The following is a 23,387-nucleotide window of genomic DNA, read 5'->3' on the forward strand; positions in this document are numbered from 1 at the left end:
GCGCCCGCACCGGTACGCCGGGCGGAGTGTCCGGCGTACCGGTGCGCGCCGCCGAACGCGCGGGCGCATCGCCGACCCGGAGTGAGTTCCCCGTGACCAGCACCGCCCGCCTTGTCCTCGCCGATGCCGGCGAGGCCGCCGATCTCGCCGCCTTCCTGGTGCGCCTGTTGCGCTTCGACCGCGCGGCGGCGGTGCGGTTGCAGGCGCTGGGCCGGCCGGCTGCCCGGGACGCGGCAGGGGCAGCAGCAGGGGCGGGGGAACCGGCAGCGGCGGTGGTCGAGGACGGCGCGGCGGACCAGGGCCGGGGCGGCGTGCTCGCCGTCTTCGGGCGGCTGCCGCTGGGCGGTTCGGGTGCGATCGCCGTCCGCACCGCCCGGTTGGGCTCGCTGGACACCCCGGTGGACCGGACCGTCTCGGCGGGCCGGCTGCTGGAGGACGTCGACGAGGACGCCGGTGTCGTGACGCTCCCCGCGCCGGTCACCGGCCCGGCCTGGGCGGGGCTGCTGCCGCCGCGCACGGGCTGGCGGTTGATCGCCGAGCCGCCGGCCTTCGAGGTCGTCCCCGAGCTGATGGCGGGCGTGCGGGAGTTCAAGGAGCGCAGCGAGGCCGTCCCCGAGCACCACCGCACCCGGGCGGTGCTGGACGCCCTGGCGGACGAGATCTGGTCCCGCCCGCTGTCCGTCCTGCCGGAGCTGCCGTTGCGGGCCGTGCACGCCTCGTACGTGATCGGGTTCCTGAAGCCGGCCGCGCCGCTCACGGTGCACCGGGCGGGCGGGTGGCTGCGGTTGAGCGCGCCGGCCGGGTCGATCGCGGTGCGGACGGCGGCGGCGCCGGGGGCGGGGCTGGGGCTCAGTCCGCTGCGCGGCTGACGGGGGCCCGCCCGGGGTGCCGGGGGCTCGTCCCGGCGCGGAGGGTGAGGGGCCCGGTGGTCCGGTGGCCCGTCGACGCCCGAAGGGGCCGGCCCGCGAACAGGGGGCCGGTCAGCCAGCCGTGTTGATCATCGAGGCGGCGGCGTAGGTGAGGTAGTCCCACAGCTGGCGCTCGGCGTCGGCCGGCAGGCCGAGTTCGTCCACCGCCGTCCGCATGTGCCGCAGCCAGGCGTCGTGCGCGGCGCGGTCGACGGTGAAGGGCACGTGCCGCATCCGCAGCCGGGGGTGGCCGCGCTGCTCGCTGTAGGTACGGGGGCCGCCCCAGTACTGCATGAGGAACAGGGCGAAGCGCTCCTCGGCCGGGCCGAGGTCGCCCTCCGGGTACATCGGCCGCAGCAACTCGTCCTCGGCGACGCCCTGGTAGAAGCGGTGCACGAGCCGGCGGAAGGTCGGCTCCCCGCCGACCGAGTCGAAAAAGGTCTCCTCGCTGAGTGTTTCACGCCCGATTTCAGTCACCCGACCATGGTCGCAGACGCCGCGTGGGTCGTACACCAGGACTTTCGGCGTACGACCCACGGCAGGCCGGGGGCCGGCCCTCATCCGCTCCGGAGCCGGTCAGCGCCGGTCCCGGGGCTCCGAGGTCAGGCGTCCTCCCAGCGGAAGAAGCGGGAGGCGATCGCGGTCAGGACGGCCGCGAAGAGCAGCAGCCCGCCCATCGTCGGCAGCGCGTCCATCACTCCGCCCCCGCGGGTCAGTACCGACTGGGAGGCCTGGACCAGGTGCTTGAGCGGCAGGGCGTCCGAGACGGTCTTCAGCCAGGCCGGCGCGTCGTCCATCGGGAAGAACGAGCCGGACAGGAAGGACATCGGCAGCACGATGATCTGCGAGATGCCGTTCGCGGCCTCCTCGGTCTTCGCCAGCGAGCCGGCCAGCAGGCCGATGGACATGAAGGCGATGGTGGCGCAGATCACCAGCGGCACGATCAGCCACCAGTCGCCGGTGAGCTTCAGCCCGAAGTAGGGCGTGGTCGCCACCAGCAGGAAGACCGCCGTCTGGGCGAGCGAGGTGAGGATGCTGACCGCGATCCGGGAGGCCACGATGGAGCCCGCGCTGACCGGGGCCAGCCGCAGCCGGCGGAGCACCTTCTTCTGCCGCCAGGAGACCAGGGTCAGCGAGGCGCCGAAGACCGCGCCGGTGGCGACGGCCCAGCCGAGCAGGCCGGGGGTGAGGAACTGGATCGGCTTGAGCGAGTCGTCCTCGACCTGCCGGGCGTCCAGGGTGAAGGTGGCGGGCTTGCCGCTGGCGGCCTGGTTGGCCTGCTGCACCACCGCGTTGACGATGCCCTGCACGCTGCCGGCGCGGACCTGGTCGGCGGCGCTGAAGCGCAGCTCGATCCGGCCGTCGGGGCCCTGCTGGATCAGCGCGTCCAGGTCGCCCTTCCTGACCTTGGCCAGGGCGTCGGCCGCGTCGTCGGTCCTGGTGATGCTGAGGACCTTCTCCAGGTCGGCCCGCCCCTCGCCCTGGACGGAGTCCAGGATCTGGACGGCTCCGACCTGCGCGACCTTGGCGTGCGGGCTGCTCGCGCCCTTGAGCAGGGTGCCGAAGAGCAGCAGGAACATCAGGGGGAAGATCAGGACGAAGAACACCGCGGTGCGGTCGCGCAGGAACGCCACGATCATCACGCGGGAGAGGCTGAGGAACGCGCTGGCCCGCTCCTTGGAGGGGTCGGCGCTTCCGGCGGCGGGTGCTCCGGCGGCGGCCCGCTGAGCGGGGACGGCCTGGGCGGGGACTGTCTGCGCGGGGACGGCCCGGGCGGGGGCCGGGCCGGTGGCGGTCGGCTCGGTGGCGGTCGGCGGGGCCTCGGCGGCAGGCGCCGCCCCGGGCTCGGTGGCCGGCCCGTCCACGGTGTCGCTGTGCTCGGCGCTCATGCGCGGTACTCCCGTCCGGTGAGCTGGAGGAAGACGTCCTCCAGGGTGGCGCCGCGGACCTGCAGGCCGCGCAGGGCGCCCTGCTCGGCGAGCACGGAGAGCACCGGGGCGGGCGCGCGGGTGGCGATGGCGAGCGAGGCGCCGTCGTCCTCGACCGAGGCGGTCTCGGCGCCGGCCGCGGCGAGCAGGTCGCGGGCGCTCTCCAGCGAGAGCTGGCCGGACTCGACGCTGACCCGGACGGTGTCGTCGATCTCCCGGACGAGGGCGGCGGGGGTGCCCGTCCTGAGCACCTTGCCGTGGTCCATCACCGAGACGCGGTCGCAGAGGATCTCGGCCTCGTCCAGGTAGTGGGTGGTGAGGACGACGGTGCGGCCCTCGGAGTTGATGTCGCGCAGCAGGTCCCAGAGGTTGCGCCGGGCCTGCGGGTCGAGGCCGGTGGTGGGCTCGTCGAGGAAGACCAGCTCCGGGTCGTGGGCCAGGGCGCAGGCGATGGAGAGGCGCTGGGCCTGGCCGCCGGACATCTTGTCGGTCATCACGGACGCGGAGTCGGTCAGGCCGACCCGCTCCAGCATGGTGTCGGCCCGCTTGGGGCCGACGCCGTAGAACGAGGCGAAGGTGCGGATGGTCTCCCGCGCCGTCAGCTTGTTGAAGAACGCCGAGGCCTGGAACTGCACGCCGATGCGCGGCAGCAGGTCCCGGTTGCGCGGCCAGGGTGCCATCCCCAGCAGCTCGATCCGGCCCTCGTCGGGCTTGCGGATACCCTCCAGGATCTCCAGAGTGGTGGTCTTGCCGGCCCCGTTGGGCCCCAGGATTCCGTAGAACTCGCCAGTCCGGACGGTGAGTGACACTCCGTCGACAGCCTGGACATCCCCGTACCGCTGACGTATGCCGTCGGCGGTGATAGCTGCAGTCATGTGCCCTGACACTAGGGGAAGGTCGAGCGCGGGGGCCCCGTGCGGTCGGTTCTTTTGAAGATCATTTTACTTGGGCGGGGAATAGACCCGGGGGCGACGGGAACCGATGCTCCGCCGCCCCCGGGCCCTTCGCCCGCCCGGCCGTCAGGCCCGGTGCATCGTGATCGTGGTCCAGGCGCCCACGTGGATGCGGTCGCCGTCGCTCAACGGGACGGCCGTGTGCGGCGCGATCGACTCCGCGCCGCCGTTGACCGTGGTGCCGTTGGTCGAGTCCTGGTCCACCAGCACCCAGCTGCCGTCCTCCTGCTCGGCCAGCAGCGCGTGCTGGTGCGAGGCGCCCGGGTCCTCCGGCGGCACCGACAGGTCGATCTCCGGCACGGTGCCGCGGTGCTGGCTGCGCCGGCCGATCCGCAGCTGGCCGCGCCCGGTCAGCGGGATCCGCCGCTCGGGGCAGTACGGCGGGAAGAACAGGCCGGCCGCCTCGGGGCCGCTGCGCGCCATCATGTCCGTGAAGTAGTCGCGGTCGGCCGAGACCACCGCCATCCAGGTCGCCCGCTGCGGCTCCGGCGACTCTCCGGCGCCCTGTCCCGGGCCGGCCAGCGGCGGGGCCAGCTGGAACGAGGTGCCGAACTCCTGGCCCTGCGGGGTCGGACCGGGCTGGGCGTACACCGGCCCGGTGCCCTCGCGGGCGCCCGGCCGCTGCTCGTACGCCCCGGGCTGCCCGGCCGGCTCGTAGGGCGGCTGGCCGTAGCGGGACTGCTCGTACGGCGACTGCTCGTACGGCTGCTGCTCGTACGGTTGCGGCTGCTCGTAGGGGGCCGGTGCCGGCTGCTCGTACGGCGCCGGCCGCTCGAAGGCGTTCGGCTGCTGCTCGTACGGGGCGCTCTCCCGGTACGCCTGGGCCTGCTCGTACGCGGGCTGCTGCGCGGCCTGCTCGTAGCCGGCGGGCTGCTGCGGCGGCGCCTGCTCGTAGGGGCCGGGCGCCGGCGGCGGGTAGCCGTAGCCGCTGCGGCCGGCCGGGGCCGGCTGCTGCGGGCCGCCGTAGGCCGCGGGGATGTTCAGCGGCGCGGGCGCCGGCGGCGCGAGGTGTCCGGAGGCGGGTGCGGGCGGCTGGCGGCGCGAGGGGGAGGAGAGGTCGTAGTCGTACCCGCACTCCTCGCAGTACCGGCCGGTCTGCGGGCTGCGGCAGATCGGGCAGACGTTGAGGCCCTCGGTGACGTCCGGGAACCCCTGCGGCCGGGCCGGCGGCGGACCGGGCGGCGGCACCGGGCCGGGCGCGAGGCCGGCCGCGGGCGCGCCGGGGACCGGCAGCCCGGGCGGCGGTGTCATCGGAAAGCCGCAGAAGTCGCACCAGTCCTCAGCCTGCGACTCGTGGCCCCTCGGGCAGATCGGCATCAGGTCCCCCCTCGTTTCCAGCCTGTTGGGGCCGCTTCCGTCCGGGCGTCGGCCCGGGTCACTTCTTGACGCGCACGGTCTTCGTGGACCGGGTCTCCAGGGTCTTGGAGTCGGCCTCGCTCACGTCTTTACGAAACCGAACCGTACCCTCCTTGGGATCCACCACGTCCACCACCTTCTGCAGCAGCTTGAACGTGCCGTCGTTGCCGGTGGCGTGGGCGATCCGGACGGCCGCGCCGAGCTTGGCGGTGGCCCGGGTGAAGTCGCCGGCGCGCTGGGCCTCCAGGCCCTCCTGGATGGAGGAGGCGAGCTCCGCCTGGCCGGTGTAGTGCGCGACCTGCGGGCTGATCCGGGTGGAGGAGGCCAGGTCGTCCGTCCAGACGGCCTTGATCAGGCCCTGGGAGAGCACCTCGGGCTGCCCGCCCCCGGGCTGCGGCAGCACCAGGCTGATCCGGGCGGCGAGCATCACGTTGCCCACGCCGGCGGCCGGCACCTCGACGCAGACGTGGTAGTCCCGGCTCTCGTCCCCCCAGGAGCCGGTGGGGTAGTCGCCGGCGCGGGGGCCGGCGTCGGCGCGGCGCCCGCTGAGGTCCTCCATGCTGGGGGCGACCTGCTTGACGAACTTCACCACCGCGTTGGCCGGTGTCCAGACCCGCAGGGCGACGTCCGCGACCTGCTTGCCCATCGCGTTCTCCATCATCGAGCGGAAGTCGTCCACCAGGCCGGACGGCTCCGCCACGATGTCCACCGAGCCGAGCAGGGCGGAGGAGATCTTCCGCAGTTCGTCCACCCGCCAGTCGGTGCCCACGCCCCGGCAGTCGGCGGTGAAGTGGCCGGTCACCTGGCTGATCGCCCGGTCGAGGTCGGCGGCCGACTCGTGCTCGTTCTTGCCGTCGGTGAGCAGGATCGCGTGCCGGATGGCGATGTCCCGCCGGCTCAGGAACAGCCGGTCGGCCTTGGCCAGCCAGGTGCCCATGGCGGTGCCGCCGCCGGAGGTGAGGCGGCGCAGCGACTCCTTGGCGGCGGCCCGGGTGGCCGGCCCGGCGATGGCGAGGCCGCCGTCGCCGGGGTAGACCTCCTTGGCCTCGTGGGTGCCGGCCACCACCGCGAAGGCGACGCCGTCGCGGACGGTGTCGACGGCGGCGGCGGTGGCATCCCGGGCGCCGCGCATCTTGGAGGCGGGGTACTCCATCGAGCCCGAGCAGTCGACCAGGATCACCACGGCGGAGGACTGCGCCTGCTCGCCCTGCGCCGCGGCGTCGGTCGGCAGCGGCCGGCCGCCGGAGGTGCCGCCGCCGGTGGCGGTCACCGTGACGATCGCGTTGACCTCGCGGGCGCCGTCCGCGAGGTACTCGTTCTGGAAGATGTCCACGTCGAACCTGGGCAGATTCGACTTCGCCAGACTTGCCATGGCCGAGGGCTCCTGTCGGATGGTCAGGACGGTGGGAACGTCGGGGCTGGTGCCGCCGCGGGCCCGGCCGCCGGTGGTCGGCGGCCGGTGCGCGGGTACTGCGGCGTCAGCGGGCCGGCGGGTGGTCCGGCCGCGCGGGTGCGGCGAGGGGTGCGGGCGCCGCGGGTGCGGTCGGCGGCTGCGGCGGTCGCGGCGGCAGCGGCGCCCGGGGCGAGCCGATCACCGGCAGGTCCGGCAGCGTCTCGTCGTGCGGCTCGAACGCCGCCCCGGTCGGGTCGGCGGCGGATCCGGCCGGCCCGGTCACCGGCAGGTCGAACAGGGTGGCGGTGCGGTCGTCCGGCCCGGCGGTGCCCGCCAGGTCGGTGGCCGGCAGGACGGGCAGCACGGCGACGGTGATGTTGTCGTGCCCGCCGGCCGCGATCGCGAACCGCACCAGGGTCTGGGCGGCCGCCAGCGGCTGCGTCCGGGCGTCGGTGCGCACGATCTGGGCGAGGTCGGTGGCCGCCTCGGCGTAGTTCCAGAGCCCGTCGGTGCAGACCAGCAGCACGCCGGGGACGTGCGGGGTGAAGTCCAGGGTGTGCGGGACGACCTCCTCGGCGTCCGCCCCGAGCCAGCCGGTGATCGCGTGCGCGCGCGGGTCGGCGTACGCCTCGGCCTCGCCCATCAGGCCGGCCTCGACCATCTTGGCGGCCCAGGAGTCGTCCTGGGTGAGCCGGAACGGCTCGGCCGAGACCCGGTCGTCCGGGATCCAGTACGCCCGGGTGTCGCCCACCCAGCCGACGGTGATCCGGCCGGCGGCGGCGATGGCGCTGACGTAGGTGCAGGCGGGCGCGTTGGTGTCGACCCGGGCGTCGTAGCCGTCGTCCTCGGCGAGTGCGGCGACCGCGCGGGCGGCCTCGGCGATCGCCGCGCGCATGGCCGAGGTCGGGTCGACGCCGCACTCCAGGGCGCTGAGCAGGGCTTCGGAGGCGCTGTCGACGGCGGTCTCGGAGGCCTCGTCGGGCCGGTCGGAGGAGGAGACGCCGTCGCAGACCACGGCGACCACGGCGGGCGTGCCGCCGGGCAGGGAGGTGGCCGCGACGGTGAAGGAGTCCTCGTTGCGGTGGTGGCGCACGCCGCGGTCGCTGACCCCGGCGACGCCGGCGAGCACCTTCTCCATGTGGTCGCGGGGGCGCGGCTGGGCGTTGCCGCAGGCCTCGCAGTAGCCGTCGGTGGCGACCTCGGGGACCCCGCAGTGGGCGCAGGCCATCCCGGGGACGAGGCCCGGGCCGCCGCTGCTGCGGGGGGCGGGCGGCGCGGGGGCTGCCGTGGGCCCGTCGGCGACCCAGCCGCCGGGCATGGCGCCGGTCGCGCGGGCGGGTTCGTCGCGGCCGGTGCCGCAGCTCCCGCAGTAGGCGTCCTCCGGATCCAGCGTTTCGGAACAGCTCGGGCACACGGTCTGCTGCATTGCTTACACCCACGTCCTGGGGCGGGTCCGGTTGGCCCGTTCCACCATCTCGATCCTGGTCTGCGCCCGGTCGGCCAACCGGGCGAGTACCCGGTAGGAGTGTTCCAGGGCGAAGCGCAGTTCCCGTTCGGCGACGGGCTGTCCCAGCACAGTGGGCGTGCCGGCGGCTCCGGGACGTCCGGCGAGCGCCCAGCCGAGGGCGGCGCCGAGCACCTCGACGGCCAGTTCCTCGTGCCGCCGGTCGTCCAGGCCGAGCCGGTCGAGCTGTTCGGAGCTGGCGCCGAGGTCGGGGCCGAGCGGGTCGGTGGCGGGCCGCTCGCGCAGCCGGGCGCGGATCGCGGCGATCCGGGCGGCGGTGTGGTGGCTGGAGGTGGCGGGCACGGATTCGAGCGCCCGGACGGCGCCGTCCCGGTCGCCGGCCGCCAGCCGGACCCTGGCCAGCCCGAAGGCGGCACTGACGTAGGCGTGGTCGGTGCTCCAGACCAGGCGGTGGAACTCGGCGGCGTCCTCGCCGTTGCCGAGCAGTTCCGCGCAGACGGCGAGGCCCAGCTTGGGCGCGGCCTCGCCGGGGAAGGCGTCGTAGAGCGCGTCGAACGCCTCGGCGGCGGCCTCCAGTTGTCGGGTGCGGGCCGCCGGGCCGTCGGTGGCGGGGTCGGCCGCGGCGGTGAGGGCGGTGAGGCCGCGGTACCAGAGCACCCGCCAGTCGCCCTGGTGGTCGGTCTCCAGGGCGGTCAGGGTCTGCCGGGCGGCCTCGGGGCGCCCGAGTTCGAGGTGGGCGCGCAGTTCGCGCAGGGTGCGCTCGACCGACTCGGCGGGCGCTCCCTCCAGGGCGGTGAGCGCTTCGTCGGGTGCGGTGCCGACCAGGGCGGCGAGGAAGCCCGCGTTGGGGTCGGCGGGGTCGACCCGGGGCACCGGCAGCGCGAGGGCGGCGGCGGCCGGGTCGAGCGGTGCGACGCGCGGGCCGGCGACCGGCCCGGCCGACTCGGCCGACTCGGCGCTGGTGCCGGTGCCGGTGCCGGCGGTCGGGGTCGCGCCGGTGCCCGCCGCCGCGCCGCCGGCCACCACCTGGGTGTCGACCACGCGCAGTTCGGGGCCGAAGAGGGTGGAGAGCGCGGGTCGGGGCCGGGCGTCCTTGAGGGCGAGGATCTCCCGCAGGACACCGGTCAGCTGGTCGGCCATCTCCTCCGCGGAGGAGAACCGGCGGGCCGGGTCGGGGTCGGTCGCGCGGACCAGGAAGCGGTAGTAGGACTCGTACTCGGCGAAGAGCGGGACGTCCTCGGGGCCGGGCAGTTCCTCCCGGTACGTGGTGTTGTAGCCCTGGAAGTCGAAGCTCAGCACCGCGAGGGTGCGGGCCACGGTGTAGAGGTCGGAGGCGGGGGTGGGGCCGTCGGTGGCGATCTCGGGGGCCTGGTAGCCGATGGTGCCGTAGATCGGGCCGTCGTCGTCGAGGCGGCGGACGGCGCCCATGTCGATGATCTTGAGCGAGTCCTCGCTCTGGATCACGTTGTCGATCTTGAAATCGCAGTACACCAGCCCCCGGCCGTGCAGGTAGCCCAGCGCCGGCAGCGCCTCCAGCGCGTACGCGATCGCCTGCTCGACCGGCAGCGGGTCGCGCCGTCCGTCCGGGGTGCGGCGCTCGTTGGCGATGTCCTTGAGCGACTTGCCGCCGATGTACTCCATGACGATGTAGCCGTCGGTGGAGCCCGTCCGCAGGTCCGGGTGCTCGGCGAAGTTGATGATCCGGACGATGTTCGGGTGGTCCACCTCGGCCAGGAACCGGCGCTCGGCCACGGCCACCGCCAGCGCGTCCTCGTCGCCGGTGTCGAGCAGGCCCTTCAGGACCACCCACTTGTCGTTCACCCGGCGGTCGATCGCCAGGTAGATCCAGCCGAGCCCGCCGTGCGCCAGGCAGCCCACCACCTCGTACTGGCCGCCGACCAGGTCGCCGCGCACCAGCTTGGGCGTGAACGAGTACGGCGTGCCGCACTTGGTGCAGAAGCCGTCCGGGCGGCCCGGGCGGCCGTTCTTCTCCCGGCCGACCGCGGATTCGCACCTGCTGCAGAACCGCTTGTGCTCCGGCACCCCCGGGTCGACCAGGACGGCCGCCGTCGGATCGGCCTGGGGCACCGTGGGGACGGTCACCAGGCCGGCGCCCAGCCGGCTCCGGGATCCGGTGCCGGTGCTGCCCCGGCCGCTGCGCACCGACAGGGACCGGCTGCTGCCCGTCCGGGTCGAGCGGTGCGAGCGCGAGCGGCCGGACATCGAGCGGGCCGAGCCCGTCCGGGTCGAGCGCAGCGAGCGCGAGGAGTCCGGGGAGACCCGGGCGGAGGGCAGGTGCGGCCGGGTGAGGCCGGTGTCGGCCTCCGCCGCCAGCCCGCACTCGTCGCAGAAGCCGTCCGGGTCGATCGTCCCCGGGCAGTCGTGCCCGCAGGGGGAGCCCGGCCCGGCCGGGCCCGCGCCGGCGGCGCCGGTCGTGGCGGCACCGGCGGCCGCCGCCCCGGTGGGGCCGGCCGGGGCCAGCCCGCACTCGGTGCAGTACCCGTCGTCGTCGATGACCCCGTCGCCGGTGCAGTCCGGCCGCGCACACGCCTCGCTCATGAAACTCAGGCCCCCTGACCGTTGCTCTGGACGCTGTCCCGCACACTGCCGCGACCGTCGGGCGGCGCGTCGCCGCCTTCGAGTGCCGCTCTCGCGCTCCCGCCGGCTTCGAGCGCCGGCGGTCCGCCCGCGTCGCCCGGTGGGGCGCCCGCCTCGGCCACCGGTCGCAGCGACTGCTGGAACCGGGCCACCGCGCCCGCGGCCGCCCGCAGGTCGCAGGGCGCGCTCCAGAGCAGCCAGCGGGCCTTCTCGTAGCGTTCGATGACCTCCGGGTCCTCCGCGACCCGCAGCCGGGCGGCCATCGCCTTGTACGCGTCGAGCCGGCCCCGCAGCTCGGCGCGGACGGCGAGCGGCTGGGTCACCTCGGTGAGGGCCTGCCGGGCGCGGCCCAGCTCCTTGGCGGCGGCGTCCTCCAGCTGGTCCAGCAGGGGGGCGAGCCGGTGCCAGAGGCCGCTCTGGCGCAGTTCCAGGGCCAGCAGCACGCGTTCGCGCATCGCGGAGGCGGGGCCCGGCACCGCCGGCACCTCGGTGGCGGCGATCTTCGCCAGCACCTCGCCGCGGGCCCGGCGGGCCTCGGCGAGGGTGGCGTCTGCCCGTTGCAGCAGGTCGCCGACCTGCTGGAGGCGCTCCTCGGCGTCGTCGCGCAGCCGCAGCAGGCCCTCCAGCTCCAGCCGGATGCCGTCCAGCGCCCGGCCGGCCCGGTCGAAGCGCTCGGTGTCCACCACCCCGGACGGGCCGGCCAGCGCGGTGCCGTCGGGCACCGTGCCGCGCTGGGCGGGCACCCGGGAGGGGCGCCAGAGGGCCAGCGGGTCGGTGACCACCTCGGCCCGCAGGGACGCCAGTTCGGCGTCGAGGTCGGTGAGGTCGTCGCCGAGCGGGTGCGCCCCGGCCCGTACGCCGAGCGAGCCGGCCAGGCTCTGCACCCGGCGCAGTTCGGCGAGCAGCAGGTCGATCCGGGCGGGCAGCGCCGACCAGACGGCGTCCGCGGCGTTCACGACCTCCAGCACGGTGGCGTACCAGGCGTTCATCCGGTCCATCAGGTCGGCGAGGCTGACCTGCTCGACCAGCTTGGCCGGTGCGCCGAGCCGCTGCCCGCCGTCCGGCAGGGCGCCGCCGGGCACGGTGACGGCGGCGCCGCTGAGCAGTTCGCTCAGTTCGGCGAGTTCCGGGTTGCCGGGCCGGGCCTTGCGGGCGCGCACCGCGCGGGCCGAGGCGAGTGCCTCGGAGTAGCGGTCGAAGAGGGCCCAGAGCAGCGGGAGGCCCTGCCCGGCGACGGCCCAGCGCTCCTCCGTCCGGCCGGCGAGCGAGGCTCCCTCCAGCAGTCGGCGGCCGGGGTGGTCCTGCAACGTGAGCAGGGCCGCCTCGACGGCGTCGCGCTCCGCGCCCAGGCGTGCCAGTGCGCGGTCCACCTCCTCCCGGCTCATCACCGGGCCAGCAGATCCTGCCAAGGCCGGGTCCTTCCTCTCCGCTCTGTCGGGCGGCGCCGTCGGCGCCGCCGCACTGCTTCACTGCTTCACTGCGTCCACCGCCCGGCCCCTGGGAGCCGGTGGCCGTTGCCGAGCCGGTGGCCGGTGGCCGGGTCAGGTCCGGGTCAGGCCCGGGTCAGGGCCGGAACCGGTCGGCGTCGTCGTGCATGGTGGGCTTGAGCCACCTGTCGTAGCTCTCCCGCCAGGCGCCGCTCGCCTGGTAGTCGGCCAGGACCTGGTTGACCCGGGCGACGAGGTCGGTGTTGCCCAGCTTCATCGCCACGCCCATCACGCCCGGGCGCACCTGCTCGTCGAGCAGGGTGATGGTGGTGTCCTGGGCGGCCTGGCCGGCGGCCAGGCCGTCGTCGGTCATGGTGGCGTCGACCTTGCCGAGCTGCATGAGGACCAGGCAGTCGAGCTGGTTCTCCACCGTGACGAGCTTGGAGCCGTGCGGGTTGCCCTTGAGCTCGTCCTCGGCGGAGGAGCTGCGGGCGGCGCAGGCGGTCCTGCCGTTGAGCGCCTCGTCGAAGGTCTTCACGCCGCGCGCCTTGGGTACCAGCAGGCGGTTGGCGGTCCGGAAGTAGGGCTTGGAGAAGGCGACCTGGTCCATCCGCTCGCAGGTGATCGTCATGGTGCGGACGATCATGTCGACCTTGCCGTCCTGGATGAACTTGATCCGCTCCGCGGTGGGCACCGCCTTGAAGGTGATCTTGCTCGGGTCGCCCATCAGGGCGGTGCCGATCGCCTTGGCGAGGTCGATGTCGAAGCCCTCGATCCCGCCGGTCGCCGGATTGCGGGCGCCCCACCGGTAGCTGTTCTGGTCCACCCCGATGACCAGGGTCTTCTTGTCCTTGATGGCCTTCACCGCCGGGCCGTCCACCGTGCTGGGCGGCACGCTCCTGGTGGTGTCGCAGTTCGGGTCGGCCGCCGGTGCGGCCTGCGGCGCCTGCCGGGGCGGTGCGCCGGCGGCGGCCGGCAGCAGGGCGCCCTGCGGGCCACCGGCCCCGAGCACCGCCACCCCGGCCGCGAGCAGGGCGGCCAGGGCCGCGGCCCGGCCGCGCCCGCCGCGGTGGGCCCGGTCCGTCGTCGTGGGTGCTGTACGCATCGTCATCTCCCCGCCCCTCTACCGGTACTCGGCCAGGCGCCGGCCGAGGCCGCGCACCGCACTCACGGCCGCCAGCAGGGCGAGCACGCCCGCGCCGGCGGACAGGGCGTCCAGCAGCCCGCCGGTGCCCGTGGCGGAGGCCTTGAACCTCGCCAGCTCGATGCCGGCGGCCCGCTCCAACTGCTGGTCGGTGATGCTGAAGGAGGCGTCCGAGGTGTTCGGGACGTCGGCCTCCCGGACGGTGATCGTGGCGTCCAGCGCACCCTGGTAGTCGCCGTCCGCGGTCTCCTTGGCCATCGCCGCGTCGTGCCGGGCGGACCAGGTCGCGTAGTTCTGGCCGGCCTGCTCCACGGCCTCGGCCGCGTCCCTGGGCGCGAGCCGGCGCGCCTCGCCGAGGGCGCCGCCGACCGCGGGGGCGTTGCCGGCCGCGGGTGCGCCGGCGGCGGCCGCCGGGCCCGCCAGGTCCTTGGTCGTGGTCGCCCACAGCTCGGCGTACCGGGTGCTCGAACCCCGGGCGACCAGGTGCAGGTTCTCCGCCAGTCGGGCGGTCAGCACGTCGATCCGGGCGACGTTGAGCGCGCGCAGCGGGGCCGCGCCGTCCCGTTCGCTGTCGGCCAGGCGCCCGCTCGCGATCAGGCTGCCGGCGGTGAGCCACAGCAGGGCGGCGAGCACGGCGGCGGTGGCCCCGACGAGTCCGATGTTGAACACCCGGTTGGTGCGCCGGAACAGCACCCGCTGCACCTGCACCAGCGCCGCGAGCACGACCAGGCCGAGCCCGTAGGCGGCCCACGGCACCGCGCGCGCCTCGGCGTAGTCCCGGGCCAGGGCCTGGTTCTCGGCGTCGGCGAGCTTCGCGGCGTCCGGCAGCAGGGTGTCGCGCATCTGCTGCGAGGCGTACCGGAGGTAGGCGCCGCCGAGCGGGAACCCCTGCCGGTTGTTGGCCCGGGCCGTCTCCACCAGGCCCGCGTAGGTGGGCAGTTGCTGGTTGAGGGAGGAGAGCCACTGCTGGGCGGGGGAGGACGCGGTGGTCCTCGCCGCCGCCTCGGCTATCAGCCGGGCCGCGGTCGCGAGGTCCTGCTCGTAGCGCTCCCGGACGGCCCTGGGCTCGGCCCCCGCGAGCAGGAAGCCGGTGGCGGCGGTGGTGTCCGCGTCCGCCAGCGAGCGGTGGATGTCGGCGGCGGCCTGGCTGAGCGGCTGGCTGTACGAGACCACCCGGTCCGCCGCCTGCGCACGGGTGTGGACCTGCCAGGCGGTCAGCAGGCCGAAGGCCACCGCGAGGACGGCCAGCAGCGCGCCGGCGAGCCGTAGCCGGCCGGGCGCGGTGTGCCGGGCGTCGGCGATCCGGGCGGCCCGCCCCGCCAGGTCGAGCCGGCCAGGGGCCCGGGCGGGCCGGGGGGCGGGCACGGCCGCCGCCGGTCTGCCGTCCGGGCGCGCGGCCACTGCGCCGCTCGCCCCCGGCGCCGGGCCCTGCTCCTCCGTACGTGCTGGTGTCGCCACCGCCCCACCCTCCCCAGTGACCCGACCCGCCGAAGGGGCCCGGTCGTTGCCAGCAGTATGGCCGCCGGTTGTGACGGTCACACCCGACTTGCGCCGATCTTGAGCTTCGACCTGCCTGCCGGGCCGGGGCCGCCCCGGGGGAGCCGCTTCGGTCGGTGTCGGCCGGGTCCGCGTCCGGCCGTGTCCAGTGCGACGCGGGTTGCACCCTATGCGGTTGCGGTGTCCGCGGGGTGGGGCGGGGCGGCCACCCGGCGCTTCCGGGGCGCGGGGGGCGCTCCGTACGATGGCGCCATGCGCCTGCTCGGAACGATCTCCCCCGACCGCCCGCTGATCGTCGTCGCCGTCCGGGAGGAGGCGGCGTACCTCGGCGACCGGCTTCCCGTGCTGCTCACCGGCATAGGGAAGATCAACGCCGCGGCGGCGCTGGCGACCGTCCTGGCCCGGGGCGAGCGGCCGTCCGGGATCGTCAACCTGGGCACGGCGGGGGCGCTGCGCCCGGGCTGGTCGGGCACCCACGAGGTGGCCGAGGTGCTCCAGCACGACATCGACACCCCGGTGCTGCGGGAGCTCACCGGCCGGTCGTACGGCGCCGCGATCACCCTGAGCGACCGGAAGGGCCCGACGCTGGCCACCGGTGACCTGTTCGTCTCCGATCCCGCCGCCCGGGACCGGCTGGCGCTCAGCGCGGACCTGGTCGACATGGAGGGCTACGCCCTGGCGACGGTCGCGCAGCGGGCGGAGGTCCCGATCCGGCTGGTGAAGCACGTCAGCGACGAGGCGGGGGCCGGCGCGGCCCGGACCTGGCGCGAGTCGGTGGACGCCTGCGCCCGGGTGCTCGCCGACTGGGCCCGCGACGAGGGCCTGTGACCGTACGCGGTGTCGCGTTGCCGGCCGGCCGCCGGCCCGACCGCCGCCCGGCCGGGGCCGGCGGGTGGCGGCCGGGTCGGCGGCGCCGGCCGGCGGGTCAGGAGGCGATCGGCTGGCCGGTCAGGCCGGGGACGAAGACGTCCAGCTCGGCCCGCCAGTAGCGGCCCACGTTGAGGCGGGTCGGCTTCTGCTCGCCGGGGAAGTGGAACTGCAGCGAGCTCCAGAGCGGGTTCCGCCGGACGTCGCCGATCAGGGTGCGGGCCTGCTCCAGCGGCACCACGTAGAGGATCTCCTGCGGACGGTTGGACATCCGCGAGGCGCGGTGCACCACGACGACGCGCTCGGTCAGCGTGACGTAGTAGTACTTGACCAGCAGCTGGCCGATCAGGCCGAGGGAGCTGATCAGCCAGGGGCTCGGCCCGGTGATGCTCTGGAACGTCGCGACCGGGCGGTCGTTCGGCTCGATCGACGCGATCGCCTGGGCGACCTGCTCCTGAATGGTGGACTTACGGATCGCCATCCGGCGTGCTCCCTGCGGTTCGGATTCCGTCCACGACGTGCGGACGGACGCGCGAGCGTAGTGAGCGGGGAATGCCGGCGGCAACGACCAAATCCGGCATACCGGCCGCACCGGCGAATGTTCATCAGTTCGATATCCGGGGCCGGCGGCGGGGCGGGCGCCGCCGCCCGCCCCGGATCCCGCGGACCGCTCAGCGCCCGGCCAGCGAACCGCCGTTGACGTGCAGGGTCTGGCCGGTGAGGTGGCTCGCGGCGGGGGAGGCGAGGAACAGGACGGTACCGGCGACGTCGGCCGGGGTGCCGGCCCGTCCGGTGCTGGTCTGGGCGATCAGCGCGGCCCGGCGCTGGTCGGTCATGGCGCCGCCGAAGAACTCGGTGGCCTCGACGTACCCGGGTGCGACGACGTTCGCGGTGATCCCGTCCCGGCCGAGGTCCTGGGCCAGGGTGAGGTTCCAGGCCTCGACGGCGGCCTTGGCGGCGCCGTAGGAGCCCGAGCCGCCGCGGTGGGCCGCGATGGAGCCGACGCTGACGACCGAGCCCCCGGCGGTCAGCCGTGGCCGCAGCGCGGCGGTGACCAGGACGGCGGACAGGACGTTGGCGTCGAGGTTGGCGTGCCAGGCGGCGGCGAGGTCGGCCAGCCCGGAGGGCGCCGCGGCGCCGAGGTCGGTGTTGCCGCCGGCGTTGTTGACCAGGACGTCCACCTGCGGCGGCAGGGCGTCGAGGGCGGCCTCGACCTGCTCGGGGTCGGTGGCGTCGAAGGCCACGGCGGTGACGCGGGGCCCGAGTTCGGCGGCGGTCCGTTCCAGGACGTCCTTGCGGCGGCCGGTGATCACGACCCGGTCGCCCTGGGCGGCGAACGACTCGGCGACCGCCCGGCCGATGCCGGTACCGCCTCCGGTGACGACGATCTGACGCATCCCCACTCCTCGTTTAGTGCTAAACGTATGTGGGACACTAGCACCGTGACGACGCCCGAGCAGCCCCCGATCGACCGCGCCGAGGAGATCTCCCGGGCCTGGCGGCGCGAGCAACCCGGGCTGCCCGTCGGGTCGATCGGCATCCTCACCCGCATCCGTCAGGCCGCCAAGCTGCTGGACGACGAGCGCCGCCGGGTGCTGGCCGGGGTCGGGATGGACGCCGCCACCCTCGACCTGCTCAGCACCCTGCGGCGCTCCGGCCCGCCCTACCGCCTCACCACCCGGGAGCTCGCCGACCGCGCCCTGATCACGGCCGGTGCGGTGACCCAGCGGGTCGACCGGGCCGGCCGCGAGGGCCTGGTCCGGCGGTTGCCGCCGGCGCCGGGGACCCGTGCGGTCGAGGTCGAGCTGACCGATCCGGGGCACCGCGCGGTCGAGGAGGCGGTCGGCGGCCTGCTGACCTATGAGCAGGGTCTCGTCGAGGGCCTCGCGCCGCACGAACAGGACGAACTGGCACGCCTGCTGACGATCCTGCTGCGGGACCTGACCGACCGGGCCCGTGACCGGCGCGGCTGACCGACCGGGCCCGTGACCGGCGCGGCTGACCGACCGGGCCCGTGACCGGCGCGGCTGACCGACCGGGCCCGTGACCCGCGCGGCCGGGTACGGGAGGGACGTCAGACGCCGGCCGCCGCCAGCACCGCGTCCGTGGTGACCACCTTGGCGAACCGGGCGGTGTGCAGCACCGCCGAGGTGGCGCGGGCGAGTTCGGTGGCGGGGATGAGCTCGCCGTCCGGGCCGGCCATCCCGAAGGTGTGCATGGCGTCGGCCGGGAAGATCACGTCGTAGCCGAGGTTGCCGCCCATCCGGGCCGTCACCTCGTTGCACACGTTGGTCATGATCCCGGTGACGACGAGCTGCTCGGCGCCGCGCGCCTGGAGCCACTCGTGCAGGTCGGGGGTGCCGTAGAAGGCGCTGTTGACCGACTTCACGATGTGCAGGTCGGGCTCGACGGAGGCCACCTCGGGCTTCAGCTCGTACCCCGGGGTGCCGGCCGCCAGCGGGCCGGCGGTCGAGGCGTGCTGGACCGTCACGATCGGCCGGCCGGTGGCCTGCCAGGCCTCGATCAGCGAGACCATCCGCTTCTCGGCGTCGGGGTTGTCACGAGGGCCCCAGAACTCCTCGTCGTCGAAGCCCTGCTGGACGTCGATCACGATCAGGACCGCGTCCGCGGCGAGGGCGAGGGGGGCGTCGAATGCGCTGGTGTTCGTCATGCGTCGATCGTGCCGCCGGGCGGCCCGGCCGGGTGAGTGGCGCCGGTGCCAACGATCGATACATTCCCGCCAGCCGCCGGGACGCTCGTCCGGTCGCCCGCGCCGGGCCCGCACCGGCCCCCGGGCAGGCGGGAGGGCAGGCGGACGGGCGCGGTGGCGGAACCGGTGACGGGCGCCGCGGCCGGTCGATAGATTGCCGCCATGCGCACAGTGGGCTGCCTGATCTTCGACGGCGTACGGGCCTTCGACTACGCGGTGATCGGCGAGGTCTGGGCGAACCGGGTCAGCCGCCCCGGCGTACCCGCCTTCGACCTGCGGGTCTGCGGCCCGGACGGGGCCCGGGTCCGGCTCGGCGGCGGCCTGGAGCGGACCCCGGACCAGGGGCTGGACGCGCTCCTCGACTGCGACCTCGTGGTCGTCCCCGGCGTGGAGCAGCCGCTGGCGCCGACCGCACCGGAGGTGCTGGAGGCGCTGCGCGCGGTGCACGGTCGCGGCATCCCGATCGCCTCGCTCTGCGCCGGCGCGTTCGTCCTCGCCGACGCCGGACTGCTGGACGGCCGCAGCGCCACCACCCACTGGTGCGTCGCCCGGGACCTCGCCGACCGCCACCCGGCCGTGGACGTCCAGCCCGAGGTGCTGTTCGTCGGGGACGGGCAGATCTGGACCTCGGCCGGGGTCGCCGCCGGCATCGACCTGTGCCTGCACCTGGTCCGGTCCGCGCACGGCCAGCAGGCCGCCGCCACCATCGCCCGGGCGATGGTCACCGCGCCGTTCCGGGCGGGCGGCCAGGCGCAGTTCATCCCGTCCCCGGTGCCGGCGGAGGCCGGGGACGACGTGCTGGCCCAGGTGCGGACGCGGGTGCTGGCCGGGCTCGGCGGCCCGTGGACCGTCCGCCGGATGGCCGGCCTGGCGCTGATGTCGGAGCGCTCCTTCGCCCGCCGGTTCGTCGAGGCCACCGGCACGCCCCCGCTGCGCTGGCTGCTGGAGCAGCGGGTGCTGACCGCCCAGCGCCTGCTGGAGGAGACCGACCTGCCGGTGGACGAGGTCGCCGGCCGCTGCGGCTTCGCCTCCGCCGTCTCGCTGCGCCCGGCGTTCGTCCGCCGGGTCGGGGTGGCCCCGCGCGAGTACCGCCGCTCCTTCCGCGGGCGGGACGCGGGCTGAGTGCCCGGCGCGGGGCCGGCGGCGTGCCGGCCGCGGGCCGTCAGACGTCGCGCCGCCGCACCACGAGCACCGCGAGGGTGAGGGCGACGAGCGGCCAGAGCGCGTACACCGTCCACGACCCGGCGTACGAGGCGTAGTGGTCCACGGCGGCCGGCGACCCCCAGGTCCGGGTCAGCCGCTGCCAGGCGCTCAGCACCAGGGTGTGGTTGAGGTCGGCGGTCGAGGGTTTGTTGGGCGGCAGGAGCATCGGCAGCACCAGCAGCAGCAGGACGGCGGCGAGCACGGTGGTGGCCCCGTGCCGGATCAGGGTGCCGAGCCCGAGGCCGACCAGCGCGCTGACCGGGCCGAGCAGCGCGGAGGCCGCCAGGGCGGTGAACGCGCCGGGGCCGGTGACGGCGATCGCGGCGTCGCGGCCGTCCAGGATGCTCTGGGAGAGCAGGAAGGACGCGGCGGCGACGAGCGTGCCCACGGCGGTCCACAGCAGGGTCAGGACGGTCGCCTTGGCCAGGATCACCGAGCCGCGGGCGGGCACGGCCACCGTGGTGGTGCGGATCATGCCGCTGCCGTACTCGCCGGCGATGCTGATCGCGCCGAGGGTGCCGGCGGCGAGCATCAGCACCAGGTAGCCCTCCGGCGGGAAGGCGTCGTGCAGGGAGAAGACGTGTTCCGCCTGCTGCTCCGGGTCGAGCTGCGGGAAGTCGCGGTAGTCGGCGAGCGCGGCGACGGCGGACGCCCCGAGCACGAACAGGGCGACCAGGCCGAGGGCCCACGCGGAGGACCGCAGCGACCGGATCTTGATCCATTCGGAGCCGACCAGGTCGCGGAAGCGGACGGGCGGCAGGGTGCCGGCGCCGGGCCCGGCCAGTGGGGCGCGGGCCCGGGGGGAGCGGGTGGTGCGGGTGGCCATCAGGACCGTCCTGTCCGGTACTCGACGCTGTCGGCGGTGAGTTGCATGAAGGCCTCCTCCAACGAGGCCCTGCGGCTGGTCAGTTCGTGCAGGGTGATGCCGTGCTCGGCGGCGAGGGCGCCGATCCGGCCGGGCGGCAGCCCGGTCACGGTGAGCCGTTCGGCGCCCGCCGAGCCCTCCGGGGCGACCACCGCACCGGCGGCGGTCAGCACCGCGGCCAGTTCGGCCGTCTGCGGGGTGCCCACCAGGACGTCGAGCCGGCTGCTGCGGGCGGCGAAGTCCTCGACCGACTCGGCGGCGATCAGCCGGCCGCGGCCGATGACGACCAGCCGGTCGGCGGTCTGTTCCATCTCCGTCATCAGGTGGCTGGAGAGCAGGACGGTGCGGCCCTCGGCGGCGAGCCGGCGGAACAGGTGGCGGACCCAGAGCACGCCCTCCGGGTCCATCCCGTTGATCGGCTCGTCGAACAGCAGCACCGGCGGGTCGCCGAGCAGGGCGGTGGCGATGCCGAGCCGCTGTTTCATGCCGAGCGAGAAGCCGCCCACCCGGCGCCGGGCCGCCTCGGCGAGGCCGACCTCCTCCAGCACCTCGGCCACCCGGTGCGGGCCGATGCCGTTGCTGCGGGCCAGGGCCGCGAGGTGGTCGGCGGCGGTTCGGCCGCCGTGCACGTGCTGGGCGTCCAGCAGGGCGCCGGCGTGGTGCAGTCCGCGCCGGTGGGTGCGGAACGGCACGCCGTCGACCGTCGCGGTGCCGCCGGTGGGCGCGTCCAGGCCGAGGATCATCCGCAGGGTGGTGGTCTTGCCGGCGCCGTTGGGGCCGAGGAACCCGGTGACCTGACCGGGTCGGACGGTGAAGGAGAGGTGGTCGACGGCCGTCCTGCGGCCGTAGCGCTTGGTGAGTTCGTTGACTTCGATCACGGTGCCAACCCTGCCGGGGCGGGCCCCGCCGGGCATCGGGCCGTCGGCGGCAACCCGCCCGGCGGTACTGGCCCGTGGGCGTACGCCTGGGGGCCGATGCCCGGTGCCGACGGGCCGGTTAGTCTCGCCGGATGGACGTCACACCAGCCGCTTCACCCCTGGTCGGGGCCGCGCACCGGAGGCGGCCGGCGCTGCTCTGGGCGGGCGCCACCATCCTGATCGTCACCGTCTCGGAGAGCCTGCTCGGGGAGCCGTTCGGCGTCGAGTTCGGGGTTCAACGACCGGGCCCGCTGGCCGCGGTGGCGGTCGATCTGCTGGCGGCGGCGCTGCTGCGGCGGGTCCCGGTGGCGGTGTTCGGCCTGCTGCTGTCGGCCGGCCTCGGGATGGTCCTGGTCGAGGAGCCGTTGCCGCCGAACCTGAGGATCGGTCATCTGCTGCCCGCCGCGGCGGCCCTCTGCTACCTGGCGACCGTGCGCTCGCGCCGGGTCGCGCTGTCGGCGCTGGGTGTCTCGCTCGCGCTGATGGCGGGGTATCAGGTGGTCCAGGCGGCGCGGGGGGCGGACGTCGAGCTGGGCCAGATCCAGTACCCGGCCGCCCTGATGACGGTGTTCGCCTGGCTGATCGGCCACTCGGTGCACCAGGCCCGGGAGGCCGCGACGGTGGCCCGCACCCGGGACACCGAGCAGGCGATCACCGCCGAACGGCTGCGGATCGCCCGGGAACTGCACGACATGGTCGCCCACAGCATCGGCATCATCGCCATCCAGGCGGGGGTGGGCAGTCGGGTGATCGAGACGCAGCCGGCCGAGGCCCGGAACGCGCTGCGGGCGATCGAGGAGACCAGCCGGGAGACCCTGGCGGGCCTGCGGCGGACGCTGGTGGCGCTGCGGCAGGCCGATCCGCCGGGCGCGGAGCAGGTCTCCTCGGAGCCGGTGCCCGGTCTGGCGGACGTCGAGCGGCTGGCGGCGGCGACCACCGCGGCCGGGGTCCGGGTCGAGGTGTGCTGGAGCGGGGAGCGCCGGCCGCTGCCCTCGGACATCGAGCTGTCGGCGTTCCGGATCGTGCAGGAGGCCCTGACGAACGTGGTCCGGCACGCGGAGACCGGTCACTGCCGGGTGAGTGTCGGGTACGGGGACGAGGAGGTGTCGGTGGAGGTCGTCGACGAGGGGCGGGGCGTGAGCGCTCGTGGTCCCGGCCGGGGGTTCGGCCTGGTGGGGATGCGGGAGCGGGTGGGGCTGCTGCACGGCCGGTTCAGCGCCGGGCCGCGTCCCGGGGGCGGGTTCCGGGTGGCGGCCGGGCTGCCGCTGCCGCCGTGGCCGTCCGGACCGTCGAAGGCCTCCGGTGCCGACCTGGGTACGGGTGCGGGCGCTGGTTCGGGTGTGGGCCCGGTCGCGGTTGCGGGTTCGGGTGTCGCGGGCCGGGCGGGGGAGGCCCGGTGAGCGTGCGCGTGGTGCTCGCCGACGATCAGCCGCTGGTCCGCTCCGGCCTGCGGGTGCTGATCACGGACACCCCCGACCTGGAGGTCGTCGGCGAGGCCGCGACCGGGGAGGAGGCCGTCCGGCTGGTCGACGAGACCGGGCCGGACGTGGTGGTGATGGACATCCGGATGCCCGGCATCGGCGGGATCGAGGCCACCCGCCGGATCACGGCCGGCCCGTGGGCGAGCCGGGTCCTGGTGCTCACCACCTTCGACGAGGACGAGCACGTGCTCGGGGCACTGCGGGCCGGCGCGAGCGGGTTCGCGGTGAAGGACATGGCGCTGGAGGACATCCTGTCGGCGATCCGGGTGGTGGCCGCGGGCGACGCCCTGATCGCGCCGGGCGTCACCCGGCGTCTGATCGCCGGGTTCCTCGCGCACGCGGGGCCCGTCGCCGGACCGCCCCCCGGATCGCCGGCCGGCAGGTCGCTGGAGGGCGTCACCGACCGGGAGCGGGAGGTGCTGACCCTGGTGGCACGCGGCCGGTCGAACGGCGAGATCGCCGACGACCTCTTCATCTCGGTCGCCACCGCCAAGTCGCACGTGGCCCGGCTGCTCTCCAAGCTCGGCGCCCGGGACCGCGTGCACCTGGTGATCACCGCGTACGAGGCGGGCCTGGTCGCCCCCTCCGGCTGAGCGCCCGCATCCTGTGCCGCCGGCCGGGGGAGGGGCCGCGCCGGACGCCGCCCTTCCCCGTGCCGCCACCGGGGGCTTGCTG

General features: G+C 75.3%; 21 protein-coding genes. 6 read left to right on the forward strand and 15 right to left on the reverse strand.

The annotated features are described in order from the left end of the window. The first annotated feature begins 92 nt into the window (after nucleotides 1-92). The gene (locus ACFTWP_RS10980) at nucleotides 93-869 is read left to right on the forward strand and encodes a hypothetical protein (RefSeq protein ID WP_380264137.1); all 777 of its coding nucleotides are present in this window, start codon (nucleotides 93-95) and stop codon (nucleotides 867-869) included. Nucleotides 870-980: 111 nt separating this feature from the next. Here ACFTWP_RS10980 and ACFTWP_RS10985 read toward each other — a convergent pair whose 3' ends face one another. The 10 genes from ACFTWP_RS10985 to ACFTWP_RS11030 all read right to left on the reverse strand — a co-directional run bounded on the left by ACFTWP_RS10985 (nucleotide 981) and on the right by ACFTWP_RS11030 (nucleotide 14,630). Continuing rightward, nucleotides 981-1,385: a globin gene (locus ACFTWP_RS10985; RefSeq protein WP_380264139.1), complete on the reverse strand. Its 405-nt coding sequence runs from the start codon at nucleotides 1,383-1,385 to the stop codon at nucleotides 981-983. A gap of 125 nt (nucleotides 1,386-1,510) precedes the next feature. Then, nucleotides 1,511-2,797, reverse strand: a complete 1,287-nt coding sequence (locus ACFTWP_RS10990) for an ABC transporter permease (RefSeq protein ID WP_380264140.1) — start codon at nucleotides 2,795-2,797, stop codon at nucleotides 1,511-1,513. Beyond that, nucleotides 2,794-3,711, reverse strand: coding sequence for an ATP-binding cassette domain-containing protein (locus tag ACFTWP_RS10995; RefSeq protein WP_380264142.1), 918 nt, complete (start codon nucleotides 3,709-3,711; stop codon nucleotides 2,794-2,796). The genes ACFTWP_RS10990 and ACFTWP_RS10995 overlap by 4 nt, the downstream gene beginning before the upstream one ends. A gap of 144 nt (nucleotides 3,712-3,855) precedes the next feature. Further along, nucleotides 3,856-5,106, reverse strand: a complete 1,251-nt coding sequence (locus ACFTWP_RS11000) for an FHA domain-containing protein (protein WP_380264144.1) — start codon at nucleotides 5,104-5,106, stop codon at nucleotides 3,856-3,858. A 58-nt stretch (nucleotides 5,107-5,164) separates the two neighbouring features. Continuing rightward, nucleotides 5,165-6,517 carry a VWA domain-containing protein gene (locus ACFTWP_RS11005; protein WP_380264146.1) on the reverse strand — a complete coding sequence of 451 codons (1,353 nt, stop codon included), beginning with the start codon at nucleotides 6,515-6,517 and terminating at the stop codon, nucleotides 5,165-5,167. Nucleotides 6,518-6,623: 106 nt separating this feature from the next. Continuing rightward, nucleotides 6,624-7,964 (reverse strand): PP2C family protein-serine/threonine phosphatase, encoded by a 1,341-nt coding sequence (locus tag ACFTWP_RS11010; RefSeq protein WP_380264147.1) that lies wholly within the window; start codon nucleotides 7,962-7,964, stop codon nucleotides 6,624-6,626. A 3-nt stretch (nucleotides 7,965-7,967) separates the two neighbouring features. Beyond that, nucleotides 7,968-10,562 carry a tetratricopeptide repeat protein gene (locus tag ACFTWP_RS11015; protein WP_380264149.1) on the reverse strand — a complete coding sequence of 865 codons (2,595 nt, stop codon included), beginning with the start codon at nucleotides 10,560-10,562 and terminating at the stop codon, nucleotides 7,968-7,970. Nucleotides 10,563-10,567: 5 nt separating this feature from the next. Next, nucleotides 10,568-11,986, reverse strand: a complete 1,419-nt coding sequence (locus ACFTWP_RS11020; protein WP_380264211.1) for a hypothetical protein — start codon at nucleotides 11,984-11,986, stop codon at nucleotides 10,568-10,570. Between the two features lie 178 nt (nucleotides 11,987-12,164). Then, nucleotides 12,165-13,133, reverse strand: coding sequence for a glutamate ABC transporter substrate-binding protein (locus ACFTWP_RS11025; protein ID WP_380264151.1), 969 nt, complete (start codon nucleotides 13,131-13,133; stop codon nucleotides 12,165-12,167). Between the two features lie 18 nt (nucleotides 13,134-13,151). Then, entirely contained in the window at nucleotides 13,152-14,630 is a 1,479-nt protein-coding gene (locus ACFTWP_RS11030; protein ID WP_380264152.1) for a hypothetical protein, read from the reverse strand. Nucleotides 14,631-14,921: 291 nt separating this feature from the next. Between ACFTWP_RS11030 and ACFTWP_RS11035 the strand changes: the two genes are divergently transcribed. After that, nucleotides 14,922-15,497: a nucleosidase gene (locus ACFTWP_RS11035; protein ID WP_380264154.1), complete on the forward strand. Its 576-nt coding sequence runs from the start codon at nucleotides 14,922-14,924 to the stop codon at nucleotides 15,495-15,497. Nucleotides 15,498-15,594: 97 nt separating this feature from the next. On the opposite strand, the gene ACFTWP_RS11040 is transcribed toward ACFTWP_RS11035, so the two are convergent. Further along, on the reverse strand, nucleotides 15,595-16,017 hold the full coding sequence (locus ACFTWP_RS11040) for a hypothetical protein (protein ID WP_380264156.1): 423 nt from the start codon (nucleotides 16,015-16,017) through the stop codon (nucleotides 15,595-15,597). Nucleotides 16,018-16,207: 190 nt separating this feature from the next. Next, on the reverse strand, nucleotides 16,208-16,933 hold the full coding sequence (locus tag ACFTWP_RS11045) for an SDR family NAD(P)-dependent oxidoreductase (protein ID WP_380264157.1): 726 nt from the start codon (nucleotides 16,931-16,933) through the stop codon (nucleotides 16,208-16,210). Between the two features lie 45 nt (nucleotides 16,934-16,978). On the opposite strand from ACFTWP_RS11045, the gene ACFTWP_RS11050 reads away from it, so the two are divergent. Continuing rightward, complete coding sequence (locus tag ACFTWP_RS11050; RefSeq protein WP_380264159.1) at nucleotides 16,979-17,509, forward strand: MarR family winged helix-turn-helix transcriptional regulator; 531 nt, start codon at nucleotides 16,979-16,981, stop codon at nucleotides 17,507-17,509. 101 nt (nucleotides 17,510-17,610) lie between these two features. On the opposite strand, the gene ACFTWP_RS11055 is transcribed toward ACFTWP_RS11050, so the two are convergent. Continuing rightward, on the reverse strand, nucleotides 17,611-18,207 hold the full coding sequence (locus ACFTWP_RS11055; protein WP_380264161.1) for a cysteine hydrolase family protein: 597 nt from the start codon (nucleotides 18,205-18,207) through the stop codon (nucleotides 17,611-17,613). 201 nt (nucleotides 18,208-18,408) lie between these two features. On the opposite strand from ACFTWP_RS11055, the gene ACFTWP_RS11060 reads away from it, so the two are divergent. Further along, nucleotides 18,409-19,368: a GlxA family transcriptional regulator gene (locus ACFTWP_RS11060; protein ID WP_380264162.1), complete on the forward strand. Its 960-nt coding sequence runs from the start codon at nucleotides 18,409-18,411 to the stop codon at nucleotides 19,366-19,368. 40 nt (nucleotides 19,369-19,408) lie between these two features. Here ACFTWP_RS11060 and ACFTWP_RS11065 read toward each other — a convergent pair whose 3' ends face one another. Both ACFTWP_RS11065 and ACFTWP_RS11070 read right to left on the reverse strand, forming a co-directional pair. Beyond that, complete coding sequence (locus tag ACFTWP_RS11065) at nucleotides 19,409-20,275, reverse strand: ABC transporter permease (protein WP_380264164.1); 867 nt, start codon at nucleotides 20,273-20,275, stop codon at nucleotides 19,409-19,411. After that, nucleotides 20,275-21,192, reverse strand: coding sequence for an ABC transporter ATP-binding protein (locus tag ACFTWP_RS11070; protein WP_380264166.1), 918 nt, complete (start codon nucleotides 21,190-21,192; stop codon nucleotides 20,275-20,277). Before ACFTWP_RS11070 ends, ACFTWP_RS11065 begins: the two co-directional genes overlap by 1 nt. Before the next feature lie 131 nt (nucleotides 21,193-21,323). On the opposite strand from ACFTWP_RS11070, the gene ACFTWP_RS11075 reads away from it, so the two are divergent. Together ACFTWP_RS11075 and ACFTWP_RS11080 are read left to right on the forward strand one after the other, a co-directional pair. Then, nucleotides 21,324-22,631 (forward strand): sensor histidine kinase, encoded by a 1,308-nt coding sequence (locus tag ACFTWP_RS11075; RefSeq protein ID WP_380264167.1) that lies wholly within the window; start codon nucleotides 21,324-21,326, stop codon nucleotides 22,629-22,631. Further along, the gene (locus tag ACFTWP_RS11080) at nucleotides 22,628-23,305 is read left to right on the forward strand and encodes a response regulator (RefSeq protein ID WP_380264168.1); all 678 of its coding nucleotides are present in this window, start codon (nucleotides 22,628-22,630) and stop codon (nucleotides 23,303-23,305) included. The genes ACFTWP_RS11075 and ACFTWP_RS11080 overlap by 4 nt, the downstream gene beginning before the upstream one ends. Nucleotides 23,306-23,387: the final 82 nt, after the last annotated feature.

This window comes from Kitasatospora sp. NPDC057015 (genome assembly GCF_042673745.1).
In the GTDB taxonomy this organism is placed as follows: domain Bacteria; phylum Actinomycetota; class Actinomycetes; order Streptomycetales; family Streptomycetaceae; genus Kitasatospora.

Bases quoted from the DNA above. Each gene is read 5' to 3' on its own strand.
- ACFTWP_RS11025 (WP_380264151.1), bottom strand. From the start codon at position 13,133: ATGCGTACAGCACCCACGACGACGGACCGGGCCCACCGCGGCGGGCGC.
- ACFTWP_RS11055 (WP_380264161.1), bottom strand. From the start codon at position 18,207: ATGACGAACACCAGCGCATTCGACGCCCCCCTCGCCCTCGCCGCGGAC.
- ACFTWP_RS11005 (WP_380264146.1), bottom strand. From the start codon at position 6,517: ATGGCAAGTCTGGCGAAGTCGAATCTGCCCAGGTTCGACGTGGACATC.
- ACFTWP_RS11075 (WP_380264167.1), top strand. From the start codon at position 21,324: ATGGACGTCACACCAGCCGCTTCACCCCTGGTCGGGGCCGCGCACCGG.
- ACFTWP_RS11010 (WP_380264147.1), bottom strand. From the start codon at position 7,964: ATGCAGCAGACCGTGTGCCCGAGCTGTTCCGAAACGCTGGATCCGGAG.
- ACFTWP_RS11040 (WP_380264156.1), bottom strand. From the start codon at position 16,017: ATGGCGATCCGTAAGTCCACCATTCAGGAGCAGGTCGCCCAGGCGATC.
- ACFTWP_RS11000 (WP_380264144.1), bottom strand. From the start codon at position 5,106: ATGCCGATCTGCCCGAGGGGCCACGAGTCGCAGGCTGAGGACTGGTGC.
- ACFTWP_RS11035 (WP_380264154.1), top strand. From the start codon at position 14,922: ATGCGCCTGCTCGGAACGATCTCCCCCGACCGCCCGCTGATCGTCGTC.
- ACFTWP_RS11045 (WP_380264157.1), bottom strand. From the start codon at position 16,933: ATGCGTCAGATCGTCGTCACCGGAGGCGGTACCGGCATCGGCCGGGCG.
- ACFTWP_RS11020 (WP_380264211.1), bottom strand. From the start codon at position 11,986: ATGAGCCGGGAGGAGGTGGACCGCGCACTGGCACGCCTGGGCGCGGAG.
- ACFTWP_RS11065 (WP_380264164.1), bottom strand. From the start codon at position 20,275: ATGGCCACCCGCACCACCCGCTCCCCCCGGGCCCGCGCCCCACTGGCC.
- ACFTWP_RS10990 (WP_380264140.1), bottom strand. From the start codon at position 2,797: ATGAGCGCCGAGCACAGCGACACCGTGGACGGGCCGGCCACCGAGCCC.
- ACFTWP_RS10995 (WP_380264142.1), bottom strand. From the start codon at position 3,711: ATGACTGCAGCTATCACCGCCGACGGCATACGTCAGCGGTACGGGGAT.
- ACFTWP_RS11060 (WP_380264162.1), top strand. From the start codon at position 18,409: ATGCGCACAGTGGGCTGCCTGATCTTCGACGGCGTACGGGCCTTCGAC.
- ACFTWP_RS11015 (WP_380264149.1), bottom strand. From the start codon at position 10,562: ATGAGCGAGGCGTGTGCGCGGCCGGACTGCACCGGCGACGGGGTCATC.